This window comes from Aquabacterium sp. (genome assembly GCF_036279655.1).
GTDB lineage: Bacteria > Pseudomonadota > Gammaproteobacteria > Burkholderiales > Burkholderiaceae_C > Aquabacterium.
This window is the reverse complement of the sequence record NZ_DASUIT010000141.1, coordinates 1-17,774: the sequence shown is the minus strand read 5'-3', so window position 1 is coordinate 17,774 and position 17,774 is coordinate 1. Positions and strand designations below refer to the sequence as shown.

Here is a 17,774-nt window from a genome sequence, read left to right as displayed (position 1 = left end):
AAGGTCGAGCATCGCGGCAGCAGAGGCTTGCTGCACTGTTTACAGATATCCGGGCAGAGGCAGATCCTCCCTTCAAGCTGAGTCCTTATGGCGTGGTGATCACCAACCAGACATTGAGCGCAGATCGTCTGATGCCCAATGGCACGACCACCTTGACGGCTGGTACCACCTTGACGCCTTGCCGGAATCCCGATTGAGGTTTGTGAGTTGTTGATTTCATTGATCGGCCTGCCCGGCGGTGGTAAATCCACCGTCGGCAAGCAACTGGCCAAACGGCTCGGTGTTCGCTTCCTGGATGCGGACACCGTGCTCGAAGAACGGATCGGCATGCCGATCCGTTCTTTTTTCGAGCAACGGGGTGAGGCTGCCTTCCGTGACCTGGAGGAGCAGGTGCTTGATGAGTTGACGCTGCCCGCTGAGGGCGGTGAGTCGTCGGGCCTGGTTCTGGCCACCGGCGGTGGCGCCGTGCTGCGTCCCATCAACCGGGAGCGCCTCAAAGCTCGGAGCACGGTGGTGTATCTGCGTTCCACCCCCGAAGAGCTGTATCGCCGCCTCAAGCACGACACACAGCGTCCTCTGCTGCAGGTGCCCGATCCCATGGCCAAGCTGCGGGAGCTGTACGCCCAGCGTCATCCCTTGTACGAGCAAACGGCGCACTACGCCGTGGACACAGGGCGTCCGTCCGTGTCTACGCTCGTGAACATGATCCTGATGCAACTGGACATGGCCGGCATCCGGCCGTCGCCTCCGTCACCCGTCGAGGGGGGCGGCGAGCAAGCGCCCCGCTGATCCCAGCCGGGAGCGCTTGCAATGCAGGGACGACTCAGCCCAGGCGGCTGAGCTGTTCCTTCACCCGCACCAGCGTGGCCGAGAAGTCGGCCATGCGCTGCTTTTCCTGGTCGACCACGGCTGCAGGCGCGCGCGCCACGAAGCTCTCGTTGCCCAGCTTGCCCTGCGTCTTGGCGATTTCGCCTTCCAGGCGTGCGATTTCCTTGCCCAGGCGCTCTTTCTCGGCGGCCACGTCGATCTCGACATGCAGCGCCAGACGGGCGTCGCCCTGCACGGCCACGGGGGCCAGGGCCGTGGCTGCCGCGAAGGCGGCCTCGTCCAGCACCTGCACCTCACTGAGCTTGGCCAGGGCCTTGACGATGGGCGCGGCGGCGGTGATGAACTCGGCATCACCGGTGGTCAGTAGCGGCACGCGTGCCGCGGGTGACAGGTTCATTTCGCTGCGCAGCACGCGGGTGGCGCCCACCAGGGCCTTGAGCTTGCCCACCCAGGCGTCGGCCACCGGGTCGATGCGGCTCAGGTCGGCTTGCGGGTAGGGCGCCAGCACCAGGGAGTCGTCGCTGCCGGCCGCCTTGCGGCCTGCCACCGGGGCCACCACCTGCCACAGCTCTTCGGTGATGAAGGGCGTGATGGGGTGCAGCAGGCGCAGCACGGTTTCGAGCACGCGGATCAGGGTGCGGCGGGTGGCACGGGCTTGCGCTTCGTTGCCGCTGTCCTTGGCGGCGTTCAGTTGGGCCTTGGCGATCTCGATGTACCAGTCGCAGTACTCGTCCCAGACGAACTGGTAGATGGCGTTGGCCACGTTGTCCAGACGGAACTCGCCAAAGCCTTGCTCGACAGCATCTTCGACGCGCTGCAGTTCGCTGACGATCCAGCGGTCAGCCTGGCTGAAGTCCAGGTAACCGTTGGCGACGCATTGTCCGGGCACGTGAGAGTCCAGGCCGCAGTCCTGCCCCTCGGTGTTCATCAGCACGAACTTGGTGGCGTTCCAGAGTTTGTTGCAGAAGTTGCGGTAGCCCTCACAGCGTTTGCTGTCGAAGTTGATGCTTCGGCCCAGGCTGGCCAGCGTGGCAAAGGTGAAGCGCAGGGCATCGGCACCATAGCCGGGAATGCCGTCCGGGAACTCCTTTTCGGTGTTCTTGCGCACCTTGGGGGCGGTCTCGGGTTTGCGCAGCCCGGTGGTGCGCTTGTCCAGCAGGGGGCCTAGTTCGATGCCGTCGATCAGGTCCACCGGGTCCAGCACATTGCCTTCGGATTTGGACATCTTCTGGCCCTGTGCATCGCGCACCAGGCCGTGGATGTAGACGTGCTTGAAGGGGACCTTGCCGGTGAAGTGCTTGGTCATCATGATCATCCGGGCGACCCAGAAGAAGATGATGTCGTAGCCGGTGACCAGCACGGACGAGGGCAGGAACAGGTCCATCTCGGGGGTCTGTTCGGGCCAGCCCAGGGTGGAGAAGGGCACCAGGGCCGCGGAGTACCAGGTGTCCAGAACGTCCTCATCGCGGGTGAGCTCGCCTTCGTAGCCAGCGGCCTTGGCGCGGGTGCGGGCTTCGTCTTCGGTGCGGGCGACAAAGATCTCGCCGTTGCTGCCATACCAGGCCGGGATCTGATGGCCCCACCAGAGTTGGCGCGAGATGCACCAGTCCTGGATATTCTTCATCCACTGGTTGTAGGTGTTGACCCAGTTTTCTGGGACGAACTTGACCTCGCCGCTGTCCACGGCCTCGATGGCCTGTTCTGCGATCGACTTGCCCTGCGCGCCGGGCTTGGTCATGGCCACGAACCACTGGTCGGTCAGCATGGGCTCGATGATCTGACCGGTGCGGGCGCAGCGCGGCACCATGAGCTTGTGCTTCTTGACCTCGACCAGCAGGCCTTCGGCTTCGAGTTGGGCGACCAGGGCCTTGCGGGCCACGAAGCGGTCCAGACCCCGGTAGGCCTCGGGGATCTCGGGCAGATGCGACACCACTTGCGCGTCGAGCGTGAAGATGGTGATCATGGGCAACTGGTGGCGCTGACCGACCTGGTAGTCGTTGGTGTCGTGGGCCGGGGTGACCTTCACGACGCCCGTGCCAAAGTCCTTGTCCACATGCTCGTCGGCGATCACGGGCACCAGTCGACCGGTGATGGGCAGCTTGACCAGACGGCCGATCAGGTGGGTGTAGCGCTCGTCCTCGGGGTGGACCATGACGGCGGTGTCGCCCAGCATGGTCTCGGGACGGGTGGTGGCCACGACCAGGGTCTCATCGCTGCCATCGACGGGATAGCGGATGTGCCACATGGAGCCGTCTTCTTCCTCGCTTTCGACTTCGAGGTCGGACACGGCGGACTTGAGGATCGGGTCCCAGCTGACCAGGCGCTTGCCCCGGTAGATCAGGCCTTCTTCATAGAGGCGCACGAAGGTTTCGACCACCACCTTGGAGAGCTTGTCGTCCATGGTGAAGTACTCGTGTTCCCAACTGACCGAGTCGCCCATGCGGCGCATCTGCTGAGTGATGGTGGAGCCGCTTTGCTCCTTCCACTCCCAGATCTTGGCGACGAAGTTCTTGCGGCCCAGGTCGTGCCGGGTCTGGCCCTTTTCCTGCAGTTGGCGCTCCACCACGATCTGGGTGGCGATGCCGGCGTGGTCGGTGCCGGGGATCCACAGGGTGTTGTGGCCCTTCATGCGGTGGTAACGCGTCAACGAGTCCATGATGGTCTGGTTGAAGGCGTGGCCCATGTGCAGCGTGCCGGTCACATTGGGGGGCGGCAACTGGATGCAGAAGGAGGGCTTGCTGGCGTCCAGCGTGGGCTTGTAGAGACCGCGCTGCTCCCATTGGGGGCCGTATTGGGCTTCAATCGGGGCGGGGTCGAAGGATTTGGCGAGTTCGGTCATCCCGCGATTTTAGGCGGTTCGACCGAGGCGGCTGTGCGCTTTGTTTGACGAAGGGGGTGGTCAAGTGGGCCTGCCGTGTCTTAGCATCGCTGCAGTGCAGCAATCAATGAAAGGATTCACCATGTACGAACACCTTCTCGTGCCGGTGGATGGCAGTGAGTTGTCCCACAAGGCCATCGAGACCAGCATCGGGCTGGCCAAGATGCTGGGGGCCCGGGTGACGGGCTTCACGGTCGAAATGCCTTTGCCCATCCTGGTGGGTGAGCCCGGCGCCATGGCTTTCCATGCCGAGACCATTGCCGAGCACCAGCGCCGCAGTGAGGAACATGCGCGCACCTTGCTCAAGGCTTTCGGTGAGCGGGCTCAGGCGGCCGGGGTGGCCTTTGATGGCCAGTTCATGATCACCGACCAGGTGGCACAGGCCATCGTCGATCTGGCCCAGAAGCAGTCGTGCGATCTGATCGTGATGGCCACGCATGGGCGCCATGGCTTCGATGCCCTGATCAATGGCTCATTGACCAAGAGCGTGTTGTCGCACAGCCAGATCCCGCTGCTGGTGATTCATTGAGCGCGCCCGAGGGGCAGGCCTCAGGGTTGGAGGGCGGGGCCCGTAAAATCGGCGGATGACGCCTTTTGCTCCCCACGATGATTTCCAGGACGCCCCTGCGGTGGCCGCCCATCACGCCGCATCGCCCTTGCTCAAGGGCCTCAACCCGGAGCAGTTGGCGGCCGTGACGGCGCCCCCGGGGCCTTGGCTGGTGCTGGCCGGGGCAGGATCGGGCAAGACGCGGGTGCTGACCACCCGCATCGCCTGGCTGCTGCAGACGGGCCAGGTGTCACCCGCCGGGGTGATGGCCGTGACCTTCACGAACAAGGCGGCCAAGGAAATGCTGACCCGCCTGTCGGCGATGTTGCCCATCAGCATCCGGGGTCTGTGGATCGGCACCTTCCACGGGCTGTGCAACCGCTTCTTGCGGGCGCACCATAAGCTGGCTGGGCTGCCGCAGGCCTTCCAGATCCTGGACATGCAGGACCAGTTGTCGGCGGTCAAGCGCATCATCAAGGGCCTGAAGTTCGACGAAGAGCGCTGCGTGCCCAAGCAGGCCGCTTACTTCATCGCCAATGCCAAGGAAGATGGTCAGCGCCCCAAGGACATCGTGCCGCGGGACGAGCTGGGGCGCATGTTCCTGGCGGTTTATCAGGCCTATGAGGACCAGTGCCAGCGTGAAGGGGTGGTGGATTTCGCGGAGCTGCTGCTGCGCACCTACGAGCTGATGCGCGACCATGCCGAGCTGCGTGATCACTACCAGCGGCGTTTCCGGCACATTTTGGTCGATGAGTTCCAGGACACCAATCGCCTGCAGTACGCCTGGCTCAAGATGTTCGCGGGCCGCCCCGAGGTGACGGGCACCAGCGTGATGGCCGTGGGCGACGATGATCAGAGCATCTATGCCTTTCGTGGGGCGCAGGTGGGCAATATGGCGGATTTCGAACGCGAGTTCCGTGTGCCCGGCGTGATCAAGCTGGAGCAGAACTACCGCAGCCACGGGCATATTCTGGACACGGCCAATGCGCTGATCTCGCGCAACAGCCGCCGCCTGGGCAAGACCTTGCGCACCGATGCGGGCCAGGGCGAGCCCCTGCGTGTCTACGAGGCGAGCAGTGATTATGCCGAGGCGCAGTGGCTGGTCGATGAGGCCCGCCTGTTCCACCGCGAAGGGCAGGCCTACACGGAGATCGCCGTGCTCTACCGCAGCAATGCGCAGTCACGGGTGATCGAGTCGGCCCTGTTCAACGCCGGGGTGCCTTACAAGGTTTATGGTGGCCTGCGCTTTTTTGAACGCGCTGAAGTCAAGCACGCGCTGGCCTATCTGCGCCAGATCGAGAACCCCAACGATGACACCAGTTTCTTGCGGGTGGTGAACTTCCCGGCGCGGGGGATCGGTGCGCGCACCATCGAGCAGTTGCAGGATGCCGCACGCACCAGCGGGCGCAGCCTGTCGCAGAGTGTCACGGCCGTGGCAGGCAAGGGCGGCAGCAATCTGCAGGCCTTCAACGCCCTGGTCGATCGCATGCGTGAGGCGACGCGCGGCCTGACGCTGCGCGACATCATTGAACACGTGATCGAGGCCTCTGGCCTGGCAGACTTCTATCGCACCGAGAAGGAAGGCCAGGAGCGCTTGGAAAACCTGGCCGAACTGGTCAATGCTGCCGAGGCCTTTGTGACGCAGGAGGGCTTTGGCAAGGATGCCGTGGCGCTGCCGATCGACGAGCCGGCGGGCAGCATGGCACAGGGCCTGCCCGTGGCGGTGGCCCTGGTGGACACCTTGCCCGACGCCGAAACGGGCGAGATCATCTCGCCCCTGGTGGCGTTTTTGACCCATGCCTCGCTGGAGGCGGGGGACAACCAGGCCCAGGCCGGGCAGGACGCCGTGCAGTTGATGACGGTGCACGCGGCCAAGGGGCTGGAGTTCGACAACGTCTTCATCACTGGGCTGGAGGAGGGGCTCTTCCCGCACGAGAACTCGATGAACGATGGCGACAGCCTGGAAGAAGAACGCCGCCTGATGTATGTGGCGATCACGCGGGCGCGCAAGCGCCTGCACCTGAGCTTCAGCCAGACGCGCATGCTGCACGGGCAGACGCGCTACAACATCAAGAGCCGCTTTCTGGACGAGTTGCCCGAGGAATCACTCAAGTGGCTGACGCCGCGCAACCAGGGCTTTGGCTCAGGCTATGCGCGCCAGTACCAGGAGGCCTGGGCCTCGGGCAAGGGCCTGGGCTCGATGGTGGGCGCCGGGGCCCAGCCCTGGCGCGGCGCGGGCTCGGGCGCGCCTTATGGCAAGCCCAAGGGCGACGACTTCAAGGACCTCACGGCACCGCTGCCCCAGGCCATGTCCCAGGCCAAGTCCGAGGGGGGCTTCAAGGTGGGGCAGGGCGTGTTCCACAACAAGTTCGGCGAAGGGGTGGTGCTGACGCTGGAGGGCACCGGCCCTGATGCGCGTGTGCAGGTCAACTTCGGCCGCCATGGCAGCAAGTGGCTGATGCTGAGTGTGGCCAAGCTCACGCCGATCGAGTGAGCGATTGAGGGCGTTCAAGGCGCCCATAGCGACAATTCAATGGCGGGGGTGATCAGACGCGTCGTGTCGCGCTACAGTGTTTGCAGCACTCACCGATTGACCCCATTCCATCAGGAGCACACGCATCATGGCCAAGCCCCCCAAGAAGTCGTCCGCCAAGGTGGCGGCCCCCCAAGGCGCCATTGACATCGGTATCAGCGCGGCTCACCGTGAAGCCATTGCCAAGGGCCTCAACGGCTTGCTGGCCGACACCTTCACGCTCTACCTGACCACGCACAACTTCCACTGGAACGTGACGGGGCCGATGTTCAACACCCTGCACACCATGTTCATGGCGCAGTACACCGAACTGTGGAACGCCGTGGACCCGATTGCCGAGCGCGTGCGCGCCCTGGGCTTCCCGGCCATTGGCTCGTTCGCCGATTTTGCCAAGGCCAGCAGCCTGCCCGATGCGCCCGCCACCCCGCCCAAGGCCAAGGAGATGATCCGCATCCTGGTGGAAGGGCATGAGGCGGTGGCCCGCACGGCGCGCTCGCTCTACCCCCTGGTCGACAAGGCCTCTGACGAACCCAGCGCCGACCTGCTGACCCAGCGCCTGGACGTGCACGAAAAAGCCGCCTGGATGCTGCGCTCGCTCCTGGAGGAGTGATCAGACCAGGCCGTTGCGGATGGCGTAGACCGTGAGTTCGGAGTTGTTGGTCAAGCCCAGCTTTTCCAGCACCCGGGCGCGGTAGACGCTGACCGTTTTGGGGCTGAGCAGCAACTGCTCGGCGATGTCGGACAGGCGCTTGCCCGAGGCGATCATCACCAGGGTCTGCAACTCGCGGTCTGACAGCTTCTGATGGGCATCCTCGGGCGCCGGGGTGGTGAGGTTGTCCACCAGCATCTGCGCCATTTCGGGGGTGACGTATTTCTTGCCCTGCGACACGGTGCGCACCGCGGCCACGATCTGGGCGGCATCGCTGCCTTTGTTGAGGTAGCCGCTGGCGCCGGCCTTGAGGGCGCGCATGGCGTATTGGTCCTCGGGGAACATCGAGACCACCAGCACCTTCATGGGCATGCCCTCTTCCTTGAGGGCATGGAGCACATCCAGGCCGCTGCGGCCGGGCAGGTTGATGTCCAGCACCAGCACGTCGCAACTGCGGTCGCGCAGCAGGGCACGCAGCTCGCCGTAATCACCCGCCTCGCCCACCACTTCGATGTCGGCGGCGTCGGCCAGGGTGTCACGGATGCCCCGACGGATCAGGGCGTGGTCGTCGCAGAGGATGACTTTGATCATGTTTGGCCCCAGACGGTGGGATCGTCAGGGTCGAGGTCCGCCCCAAGGGGCGTGTCCACCAATTCTGGCGCAAGCGCGTCGATGAAACCATTCTCCGGGCCTGAAAGAGGCACCGACAGGATCAAGGTTGTACCTTGTACGCCACTGCTGATGTCCACCCAGCCTCCCACGGTCTCGGCGCGTTCGCGCAAGCCGCGGATGCCGAACGAGCGGGCTTTGGCCAGATCGTCCTGGCTCAGGCCCCGGCCGTTGTCGGACACCTCCAGTGAGAGCACGCCGCCCGCCTGGGTCAGGTCCACGCTGACCTTGGTGGCCTGGGCGTGCTTGGAGACGTTGGTCAGCGCCTCTTGCGCAAAGCGGTAGGCCACCAGGGGCACCGCTGTGGGCAGGATCAGTTGCTCGTGGCTGGTGCGGAAGGCGGTTTCGATGCCGGTGCGTCGGGCAAAGCGGTCGGTCATCCACTGGAGCGCGGCGATCAGGCCCTGCTCCAGGATGGCGGGGCGCAGGTTGTGCATGAGGCGCTGGGCCGCCTCGTGGGCCATGGCGACCGCTTCCATGGCCTGACGGGCCCGGTCGGCCACGCGCGAGTCGACCGCATGGCGTTCGATCCAGGCCAGATCGAACTTGATGGCGGTCAGGGCACCGCCGACGTCGTCGTGGATCTCGCGGGCGATGGCGGCACGTTCCTGCTCGATGCTGGTCTGCAGGTGTTGCGCCAGTTCGCGCAACTGCTGGCGCGATTGGCTGAGGGCCAGGTCGGCACGCTGTTTGGCAATGCGGGTGCGGTTGGCTTCAATGGCCAGCAGGGCGGCGGGGGCCAGGCGCGCCAGATTGCTCTTGAGCAGGTAGTCGTTGGCGCCGTTGCGCATGGCTTGCACGGCGATGTCCTCGCCGATCTCGCCCGAAACCAGGATGAAGGGCACCAGCTTGCCCATGGAGCGCACCTTGTCGAGCGCCGCCAGGCCGGAGTAGCCCGGCAGGTTGTAGTCGGAGAGGATCAGATCCCACTCCTGTTCCAGGGCTTCGACGAGCCCGGCCTCGTTTTCGACGCGTTCGATGTCGGCGTCGATGCCCCCGCGCAGCAGGTGTGCGGCCACCAGGGCGTGGTCGGCTTCGTTGTCCTCCAGGTGCAGCACCTTCAGGCGAGCAGGGGGAGAAACGCTGTCTCTGGAGAGGACATCAACCACTGGCGAGCTCTCGATCTTTGGATTTGCGCCAAGTTTTACCGTGTCATCGGCAGTACTTGGCAGGCTGCAGGAGCAAAAATTCTAACAAGCACTCACGATTTGTGATGACATCCCATTTATGAGGGGGTGCCGTGGGCCTTGCCCCCCGCCAACCTCTTTCGTGGAGCCGAGATGCAGACCGACCAAGAGCCTGAAGAGACTGTTTCTCGCGAGATCCCACTGATGGTGGCCGCCGAGTTGCAGGATCATCTGATGACGGCGACCAATGACCTGGAGCGCCTGCAGCGTCTGATCGACGACGCCTATGTCGTGTTGATCGAGGGCTTCCAGGGTGCAGCGCACCAGTTGGGATCCGCGATCGACGCCGGTGTCGGTGACGCGCCCTCCCTGCAAGGCACCTTGCAGACCCTGTTCAAGGCCGTGACGGCCCTGCAGTTCCAGGACATGGCCACCCAGCTCATCCACCACACCAACAAACGCCTGCGCAATTGCGCGGACCAGATTGCACGCGACGCCATGGGTGACGACCCCGATGGCGAGGCAATTGTGGAGCAAGAACCGCTCAAACCCAACCCCGTCACGCAGGACGAGATGGACGCGGGTTCGGTGGAGTTGTTCTAAAGAACCGCGTGTGCTTGCCGAAAAAGTCGTAGATCCCGTTTGGGTTGCAGTTTTGCCTGAATTTCTGAAATTTGATACCAAATCCCCCGGAGAGAACCATGCATTCGATTCTTGCCGTTGATGACTCAGCCTCGATGCGCCAGATGGTGTCATTCACGCTCAAGAGCGCCGGCTACAACGTGGTGGAAGCCGTCGATGGGCAGGACGCATGGGAGAAGGCGGGAGGCCGCAGCTTCGATCTGGTTCTGACCGATCAGAACATGCCCCGCATGGACGGCATCAGCCTGACGAAGAAGCTGCGGGAGTCACCCCAGTTCAAGGGCACCCCCATCCTGATCCTGACGACCGAATCGAGTGACCAGATGAAGCAGGCCGGACGCGCGGCAGGCGCCACGGGCTGGCTGGTCAAGCCCTTCGACCCCAACAAGTTGATTGAAGTCATCAAGAAGGTGATCAGTTGAGTCCTCGGTCTCACCCGCGATCACGCGCCGTAACGACATTCGGGAGCATCCCATGGCAGACATGAGCACGGACAGCAGCCAAGCGTCCGCCGGTATCGACCTGACGCAGTTCTACCAGGTCTTCTTCGAGGAAGCCGGTGAGAACCTGGAGAACATGGAGCAGCTCCTGCTGGAGCTGGATCTGACCGAGGCCGATGACGAAGAGCTCAACGCGATCTTCCGCTGCGCGCACTCCATCAAGGGGGGCGCGGCGACGTTTGGTTTTGCCGATGTGGCGGAGTTGACCCACCAGATGGAGACGCTGCTGGACAAGCTGCGTCGCCATGAACTGGCGCCCAACGCGTCCATGGTGGATGTGTTGCTGGCCTCGGGTGACGCGCTCAGGGCCATGTTGGCCAGACACCAGGGTTCGGGCGGTGCCGTCATCGACACCTCGGAGTTGCTGGTCAATATCCGCGCGCTGGTGGCGGGTGAAGCGCCGCCTGCCGTGGTGAGCGCGCCGGTGGCGACGCCAGCGGTCAGCGCGCAGCCTGTCGAGGCCGCGCCAGTGGCCTGCGGCGCGGTGGCGACTTCGGGGCAGCGCACGGTGGAGTTGCAGGTGGGCCCGCTGAGCCAGCCGGAACAAGCCGACAACCTGATCGATCTGTTCAAGGAAATCACCGATCTGGGCACCATCGAGGCCTTGCCCGATGCGCCTGCCCTGCCGGGCATTCGCCGCTTCAAGGTGGAGACGGCAACCGCCGAGTCTGAGCTGCTGGATCTGTTCACCTTCCATGTGGCGCGCGAGCAGGTGAAGTTCGTGGCGCTGGGTGGTGGCGTGTCGGACAAGGGCGCCGAAGCAGCGGCAGAAGCCAAGGATGTGGGCTACGGCTTCTTCGACAATGCACCGGGTGCACCCTCTGCCGTGCCAACGCCTGCGGCGGTGGTGGCCGAGGTGGCCCCGGCGAACAAGCCGGCCGTGGTCGCCAAGCCTGCGGCCAAGGTCGACAAGCCCCAGGCGGCCGGTCTGGAGTCGTCCACCATCCGTGTGTCGGTGGAAAAGGTCGATCAGCTGATCAACCTGGTGGGCGAACTGGTGATCACCCAGGCCATGCTGGCGCAAAACAGCCGCCAACTGGACCCGGTGGTCTATCAGCAACTCGTCACCGGTCTGACCGATCTGGATCGCAACACCCGTGACCTGCAGGAAGCGGTGATGTCGATCCGCATGATTCCGATGTCCACCGTGTTCAGCCGCTTCCCGCGCATGCTGCGCGATCTGGCCAACAAGCTGGGCAAGAAGGTCGAGCTGGTCACCCAGGGTGAAGCCACCGAGCTGGACAAGGGCCTGGTCGAGAAGATCACCGATCCGCTCACCCACCTGGTGCGCAATTCCTGCGACCACGGCATCGAGATGCCGGCCGACCGTCTGGCCGCCGGCAAGCCCGAAGTGGGCACCATCACCCTGGCGGCCTCCCACCAAGGCGGCTCCATCGTGATCGAGGTGCGCGACGATGGCAAGGGACTGTCGCGCGAGAAACTGCTGCGCAAGGCGCGGGAGAAGGGCATTGACGCTCCGGACTCCATGACGGACCCGGAGGTGTGGAACCTGATCTTCGCGCCGGGCTTCTCCACGGCCGACGAAGTGACCGATGTGTCCGGTCGCGGGGTGGGCATGGATGTGGTCAAGCGCAACATCACCTCGCTGGGTGGCACGGTCGAGATCGACTCGGCCGAAGGTTATGGCATGCGGGTGGCGGTTCGCCTGCCGCTGACGCTGGCCATCATGGATGGCATGAGCGTGGGGGTGGGCGAAGAGGTCTACATCCTGCCGCTGTCGTCGGTGGTCGAGAGCTTCCAGGTGAGCGAAGAGATGATCAAGACCATTGGTGGCTCCGGCCGCGTGGTCGAGGTGCGCGAAGAGTACATGCCGGTGATCGAGCTGGAGAAGGTCTTCGATGTGCCACGCTTTGATTGGGAGCACACCAGCGGGATCATGGTGGTGGTCGAGGCCGAGAGTGGCCGGGTGGCCCTGCTGGTCGACGAGCTGCTGGGGCAACAGCAGGTGGTGGTCAAGAACCTGGAGTCGAACTACCGCAAGGTCACGGATGTATCGGGCGCCACCATCATGGGCGATGGCCGCGTGGCACTGATCCTCGATGTGGGGGCGCTGGTGCGCCGCTCGCGTCACTGATGCATGGATGGAGAGATGAACATGGGTGTCATGGAAAAGCTGGATGTGCAGGCCAATCTGGCCCGCGAGTACCTGACCTTCCGTCTGGGCGAGGAAGAGTACGGCATCGACATTCTCAAGGTGCAGGAGATCCGGGGGTATGAAAACCCCACGCGCATTGCCAATGCACCGCACTTCCTCAAAGGCGTGGTCAATCTGCGGGGCACCATCGTGCCCATCGTGGATCTGCGCATGCGCTTTGGCTGCTCGTCGAGCGAGTACAACAGCTTCACGGTCACCATCGTGCTGCACATCGGTCAGCGCACCATCGGTGTGGTGGTGGACTCGGTCAGCGACGTGATGGAGATCCCGGCCGAGGCCATGCGCCCGGCACCGGAAATGTCCTCGGCCATTGATGCTGCCTATATCCGTGGCCTGGCCCAGGTGGGCGAGCGCATGGTGATCCTGCTCGACATCGAGAGCATGCTGATGAGCCCAGACATGGGCCTGATCGACTGAATCTGTTCCCAGGCAATCACGCACGGATCGGCGGTCTTGCGGTTCGCGACGGGTTGCACCTTTCAACCCCTTGGAGAATCAAGATGACAATGAAACAGACGCTGATGGTTTCCGTGCTGGCGGCCTCGTTGATGGCGCTCGCTCACTCTGGTGCCCGGGCGGCCGAAGGCGGCGCCAGCAAGGATGACGCCGTGGCCATGGTCAAGAAGGGCGTGGCCCAGATCAAGTCGGCCGGTGCCGACAAGGCCTATGCCGAGTTCAACGACAAGGCCAATGCCGCCTACCATGATCGAGATCTGTACCTGGTCGTGTACGGCCTGGACGGCACGGTCATGTCGCATGGCGCCAACCCCAAGATGATTGGCAAGAATCTGATCGATCTCAAGGACATCGATGGCAAGGCCTTCGTGCGTGAGCGCGTCGAGCTGGGCAAGAAGCAGGCTTCGTTCTGGCAGGACTACAAGTTCACCAACCCCGAGAACAAGAAGATCGAGCCCAAGTCCATGTACTGCGAGCGGCTGAACGAAACCGTCGTCTGCGGCGGCATTTACAAGTAAGCCAGAAGGGCGCCCCGTCTCAGGGGTGCTGCCGGGTGGATGCGCGGGATGCGCTGCTGTCCGGGATGACCGGAGTTCAGCATGAAACTAGGCCACAAACTCATGGCAGCGCCCGCCCTCGCGGCGCTGGTCCTGGTGACCTCGATGGGCGCCTCGGTATGGATGATGGAGTCCGGGCGAGAGGCGTCGGAGCAGGCGCACGCTCAGGTCCAGCGGCTGCAGTCCGTGGTCATCCATGTGGAGCAGCAGTTGTCTCAAGACCATGTGCGCCTCTACCGCAGCATGGCGGTCATTGGCTCGCTGTCAGAGGCCGACGTGGTGGCTCAGCGCAAGTCGCTGGTGACCGAGGCCAAGGCGCTCGATGAGCATCTTCAGGAGGTGCTGCAGGAACTGCAGACTTCCGGCGGTGACCTGAAGGCCGGCAAGGCGCTGCAGGCGTCGATTGCGAAGTACGTCAAAGCGGCAGACGCCGCGCTGGACATGGCGACCATCGATCCCAACACCGGGGTGGCTGCCATGCAGACGGCCGATGAAGAATTCCAGCAAGCGCGCCGCTTGCTGGAGACCTTGTCCAAGCAGGTGCAAACGTCCGCCATGGCTGCTGCGCAGGACGTGGCCGCGTCCACGCATCGTCGTGAGTTGCTGCTGGGCGTGATGGGGCTGCTGGGCATGGTGGCAGCCGGCGTGGTCACCTGGACGACTCAGCGCCGGGTGGTGGGTGACATCACGCAAGCGGTGGCTGCGGCACATGAGGTGGCCCAGGGGCGCTTCGATCGCCGGCTCCATGCCAGCAGTGACGATGAGGTGGGTGACCTGATGCGATCCCTGGATGCCATGGTCGTGCAGTTGTCCAACTCCCTGCTGTCTGTGCGGCAGGCGGCGCAATCCATCGGGGTGGCCTCGGTCCAGATCGCTTCGGGCAACCAGGACCTGAGCACGCGCACCGAACAGACCGCATCGAGTCTTCAGCAAACGGCGTCATCCATGGAGGAGCTCACTGGCACGGTGCGCAGCACGGCCGACGCGGCGCGTACGGCCAACAGCTTGGCCAGCAGCGCGGCAGATTCCGCCGTGCGGGGGGGCTCGGTGATGACCCAGGTGGTGAGCAATATGGCCGAGATCGATGCGGCCTCGCGCAAGATCGCCGACATCATCGGCACGATCGATGGCATCGCGTTTCAGACCAATATCCTGGCGCTCAATGCCGCCGTTGAAGCGGCGCGTGCGGGCGAACAAGGGCGTGGATTTGCCGTGGTGGCCGGGGAGGTGCGCTCTTTGGCGCAGCGCAGTGCCCAGGCGGCTCGAGAGATCAAGACCCTGATCGGCACATCCTCCGAGCGGGTGGAGGCAGGCTCCAGGCTGGTGCAGGAGGCAGGACAGAACATGCAGGACATCGTCCAGGGCGTGCAGCGTGTCAGCCAGATCATCACGGAGATCACCTCGGCGGCCGATCAGGAATCGGTGGGCATTGGCGAGGTCAACCAGGCGGTCAGCCACCTGGACGAGATGACGCAGCAGAATGCGGCCCTGGTCGAGCAGTCCGCCGCTGCGGCGGAGAATCTGCGGCAGCAGGCGCAGAGTCTGACCTCGGTGGTCGAGCAGTTCCGGCTGGCCGATGAGATGGCGGATCGCTGACAAGCGGATTCGTCAACCCCCGGAAAAGTGTGGTCTCTGGCCATCACCCGGCCCATCGCGGGGGTGAGCAAGCGTAATTTGCGGCTTTCAGATCACATGTCGGGCTGGCTTGGCGCCACAATCCTAGCCATATCCGCTGCGCGGATGGAGAATTCCGGCATGGTCAAAATCGCAATTGCATCGTGTGTCGTGACCCTGGCTTGTGTGGCCGGGAGCGTCAGTGCGGGCCCGACCACAGCGGTCGATGGAGAGATGGCATTGCGGCAGTCCATGCAGCAGGCCCTGTGGCCGGCTGACATCGCACGCCTGTCGGGAGACTACCTCAAGCTCTACCCTCGTGGCAGTGCGGTTGAAACGGCGCGTGCCTTGCACGCGCGGGCCAACGAGACCGTGCGGGTGCTCAGCCACAACGACGTCAGGCTCTACAAGAACGCTTTCCTGCCGGGAGCGGTGCCTGCGGAGGTGAGTGCTGAAATCCGCAAGGCGGCGCTGGGCGACCAGGCAGCCGCCATCCGCCTGGCGCATCAGTATCGGCTGACGGATCGATCCCCGCGGGGCATCAGCCGCTATGTCGGCTGGTTGCAGTTCGCGGCGACGCTGGGCAGTGAAGAGGCAGCGTATGAGCTGGCGGTCTATTTCCGACAGTCCGACCAGCCGGCCTTGGCCGCCCAGTACGAAGCCAGGGCGGTGGCCTTGGGCTACAAGCTGCCCACGGTGCTGGATCACATCCGCAAGTAGCGCGGCTCAGTGGCCTCGCACGGTCTGGGCCACGAGTTGATCCAGGGCCGCGAGCGGCAGCTTCAAACGGGAGGTGGCATCGGCCACCTCTTTGTTTTTCGGGGCCCACACGGGGGCTGGCCAGCGGGCATCCCAATCGAAGCGGGCGATCACGTGCCAGTGCAGGTGGGGCACGACATTGCCCAGGCTGGCCAGGTTGATCTTGGTGGGCTCCAGGTGTTCGCGCAGGACACCTTCGACCGCTTCCACCGTGCTCATCATCAGGGCACGCTCGCCGGCATTCAGGTCCGTCCACTCGGCCACATGGTCGTTCCAGATCACGCGGTAGAAGGCGGGATGATCCGCGTCATCTGCCCGGATGATGCGCAACTGCTGGGTCTGTGCGACGAGGGTGCCCCCGTCGCGCTCGCACAGCTCGCACCCCGGCTGACGGGTGGTGTCCAGTTGTCCCATGGTCAGACCAGCACGCGTTCGATACCGCCGTTGTTGGCGCGCGCCACGTACTCCGGCATCCAGTTTTCGCCCAGGATCTGACGGGCCATCTCGATGACGATGTAGTCTGCTTCGAGCAGGCCATTGGCCGTGTCTTCGCCGTAGCGGCTCAGACCTTGCAGGCAGGCGGGGCAGGAGGTCAGGATCTTGACGTTGTCCTTGGCGCCGATCAGGCCCTGGTTGCGCAGGTCGGCCTCGCCCTTGCGGATCTCTTCTTCCTTGCGGAAGCGGATCTGCGTGGAGACATCCGGGCGGCTCACGGCCAGGGTGCCGGCTTCGCCGCAGCAGCGGTCAGACTTGAGCACGTTGTCACCCACCAGGGCCTTGACGGTCTTCATCGGATCCTGCAGCTTCATGGGGCTGTGGCAGGGATCATGGAAGAGGTAGGCGCCCTTGCTCTGCAGGGTGATGCCCTTTTCCAGCAGGTACTCGTGGATGTCGATGATGCGGCAGCCCGGGAAGATCTTGTCGAACTGGTAGCCCTGCAACTGGTCGTAGCAGGTGCCGCAGGATACGACCACGGTCTTGATGTCCAGGTAGTTCAGGGTGTTGGCGACACGGTGGAAGAGCACCCGGTTGTCGGTGATCATCTTCTCGGCCTTGTCGAACTGGCCCGAGCCGCGTTGCGGGTAACCGCAGCACAGATAGCCCGGGGGCAGCACGGTCTGCACGCCCGCGTGCCAGAGCATGGCCTGCGTGGCCAGGCCCACTTGCGAGAACAGGCGCTCCGAGCCGCAACCAGGGAAGTAGAACACGGCCTCGGTGTCGGCCGTGGTGCCCTTGGGGTCACGGATGATGGGGACGTAGTCCTTGTCCTCGATGTCCAGCAGGGCGCGGGCTGTCTTCTTGGGCAGGCCGCCGGGCATCTTCTTGTTGATGAAGTGGATGACCTGTTCCTTGAGCGAGGCCGTGCCCACCGAGGCCGGTGGGGCGCTGGTCTGCTTGCGGGCCGCCAGCTTGAGCACCTCGTTGCCCAGGCGCTGCAGCGGCATGGCCACATCCACCAGGGCGCTGCGCACGATCTTGATCGTTTGCGGGCTGTTGGTGTTGAGCATCAGCATGCCGGCTGCGCCTGCGGGGCGGAAGCTCTTCTTGCCCAGCTTGGTCAGCAAGTTGCGCATGTTCATCGACACGTCGCCGAAGTCGATCTTGACCGGGCAGGGCGTCAGGCACTTGTGGCAGACCGTGCAGTGGTCGGCCACGTCCTCGAACTCTTCCCAGTGCTTGATGGACACCCCACGGCGCGTCTGCTCTTCGTACAGGAAGGCCTCGACCAGCAAGGAGGTGGCCAGGATCTTGTTGCGCGGGCTGTAGAGCAGATTGGCGCGCGGCACATGGGTGGCGCACACGGGTTTGCACTTGCCGCAGCGCAGGCAGTCCTTGACG

17 protein-coding genes are annotated in these 17,774 nt (G+C 64.1%); 12 read left to right on the top strand and 5 right to left on the bottom strand.

Annotated features, from left to right (window positions below; genetic code table 11):
- A partial coding sequence (locus tag VFW84_RS15215; protein ID WP_329681308.1) for a hypothetical protein occupies positions 1–197 on the top strand: 197 nt, incomplete at its 5' end.
- A gap of 10 nt (positions 198–207) precedes the next feature.
- Positions 208–789, top strand: coding sequence for a shikimate kinase (locus VFW84_RS15210; RefSeq protein ID WP_329681307.1), 582 nt, complete (start codon positions 208–210; stop codon positions 787–789).
- A 34-nt stretch (positions 790–823) separates the two neighbouring features.
- Here the strand turns inward: VFW84_RS15210 and VFW84_RS15205 are convergent, their stop codons facing one another.
- A complete protein-coding gene (locus VFW84_RS15205) occupies positions 824–3,667 on the bottom strand; it encodes a valine--tRNA ligase (protein ID WP_329681306.1) in 2,844 nt (947 codons plus the stop codon).
- A gap of 121 nt (positions 3,668–3,788) precedes the next feature.
- Between VFW84_RS15205 and VFW84_RS15200 the strand changes: the two genes are divergently transcribed.
- The 3 genes from VFW84_RS15200 (at position 3,789) to VFW84_RS15190 (ending at position 7,396) form a co-directional block, all read left to right on the top strand.
- Complete coding sequence (locus VFW84_RS15200; protein ID WP_329681305.1) at positions 3,789–4,235, top strand: universal stress protein; 447 nt, start codon at positions 3,789–3,791, stop codon at positions 4,233–4,235.
- Positions 4,236–4,290: 55 nt separating this feature from the next.
- Positions 4,291–6,747: a UvrD-helicase domain-containing protein gene (locus VFW84_RS15195; RefSeq protein ID WP_329681304.1), complete on the top strand. Its 2,457-nt coding sequence runs from the start codon at positions 4,291–4,293 to the stop codon at positions 6,745–6,747.
- Between the two features lie 127 nt (positions 6,748–6,874).
- Positions 6,875–7,396, top strand: coding sequence for a Dps family protein (locus VFW84_RS15190; RefSeq protein ID WP_329681303.1), 522 nt, complete (start codon positions 6,875–6,877; stop codon positions 7,394–7,396).
- On the opposite strand, the gene VFW84_RS15185 is transcribed toward VFW84_RS15190, so the two are convergent.
- Complete coding sequence (locus tag VFW84_RS15185; protein WP_329681302.1) at positions 7,397–8,026, bottom strand: response regulator transcription factor; 630 nt, start codon at positions 8,024–8,026, stop codon at positions 7,397–7,399.
- The gene (locus VFW84_RS15180; RefSeq protein WP_329681301.1) at positions 8,023–9,213 is read right to left on the bottom strand and encodes a response regulator; all 1,191 of its coding nucleotides are present in this window, start codon (positions 9,211–9,213) and stop codon (positions 8,023–8,025) included. The genes VFW84_RS15185 and VFW84_RS15180 overlap by 4 nt, the downstream gene beginning before the upstream one ends.
- Positions 9,214–9,384: 171 nt before the next feature.
- Here VFW84_RS15180 and VFW84_RS15175 point away from each other — a divergent pair, with 171 nt between their 5' ends.
- The 7 genes from VFW84_RS15175 (at position 9,385) to VFW84_RS15145 (ending at position 15,896) form a co-directional block, all read left to right on the top strand.
- Positions 9,385–9,834, top strand: a complete 450-nt coding sequence (locus VFW84_RS15175) for a hypothetical protein (RefSeq protein WP_329681300.1) — start codon at positions 9,385–9,387, stop codon at positions 9,832–9,834.
- Between the two features lie 98 nt (positions 9,835–9,932).
- Positions 9,933–10,295: a response regulator gene (locus VFW84_RS15170; protein WP_329681299.1), complete on the top strand. Its 363-nt coding sequence runs from the start codon at positions 9,933–9,935 to the stop codon at positions 10,293–10,295.
- Between the two features lie 52 nt (positions 10,296–10,347).
- A complete protein-coding gene (locus VFW84_RS15165) occupies positions 10,348–12,468 on the top strand; it encodes a chemotaxis protein CheW (protein ID WP_329681298.1) in 2,121 nt (706 codons plus the stop codon).
- 21 nt (positions 12,469–12,489) lie between these two features.
- On the top strand, positions 12,490–12,966 hold the full coding sequence (locus VFW84_RS15160) for a chemotaxis protein CheW (RefSeq protein WP_329681309.1): 477 nt from the start codon (positions 12,490–12,492) through the stop codon (positions 12,964–12,966).
- Between the two features lie 83 nt (positions 12,967–13,049).
- Entirely contained in the window at positions 13,050–13,523 is a 474-nt protein-coding gene (locus VFW84_RS15155; protein ID WP_329681297.1) for a cache domain-containing protein, read from the top strand.
- Positions 13,524–13,604: 81 nt separating this feature from the next.
- On the top strand, positions 13,605–15,158 hold the full coding sequence (locus VFW84_RS15150; RefSeq protein ID WP_329681296.1) for a methyl-accepting chemotaxis protein: 1,554 nt from the start codon (positions 13,605–13,607) through the stop codon (positions 15,156–15,158).
- 159 nt (positions 15,159–15,317) lie between these two features.
- The gene (locus tag VFW84_RS15145; RefSeq protein ID WP_329681295.1) at positions 15,318–15,896 is read left to right on the top strand and encodes a hypothetical protein; all 579 of its coding nucleotides are present in this window, start codon (positions 15,318–15,320) and stop codon (positions 15,894–15,896) included.
- Between the two features lie 6 nt (positions 15,897–15,902).
- Here VFW84_RS15145 and VFW84_RS15140 read toward each other — a convergent pair whose 3' ends face one another.
- Together VFW84_RS15140 and VFW84_RS15135 are read right to left on the bottom strand one after the other, a co-directional pair.
- Positions 15,903–16,349: an HIT family protein gene (locus VFW84_RS15140; protein WP_329681294.1), complete on the bottom strand. Its 447-nt coding sequence runs from the start codon at positions 16,347–16,349 to the stop codon at positions 15,903–15,905.
- Positions 16,350–16,351: 2 nt separating this feature from the next.
- On the bottom strand, positions 16,352–17,774 hold a 1,423-nt coding region (locus tag VFW84_RS15135), incomplete at its 5' end, for a DUF3400 domain-containing protein (protein ID WP_329681293.1).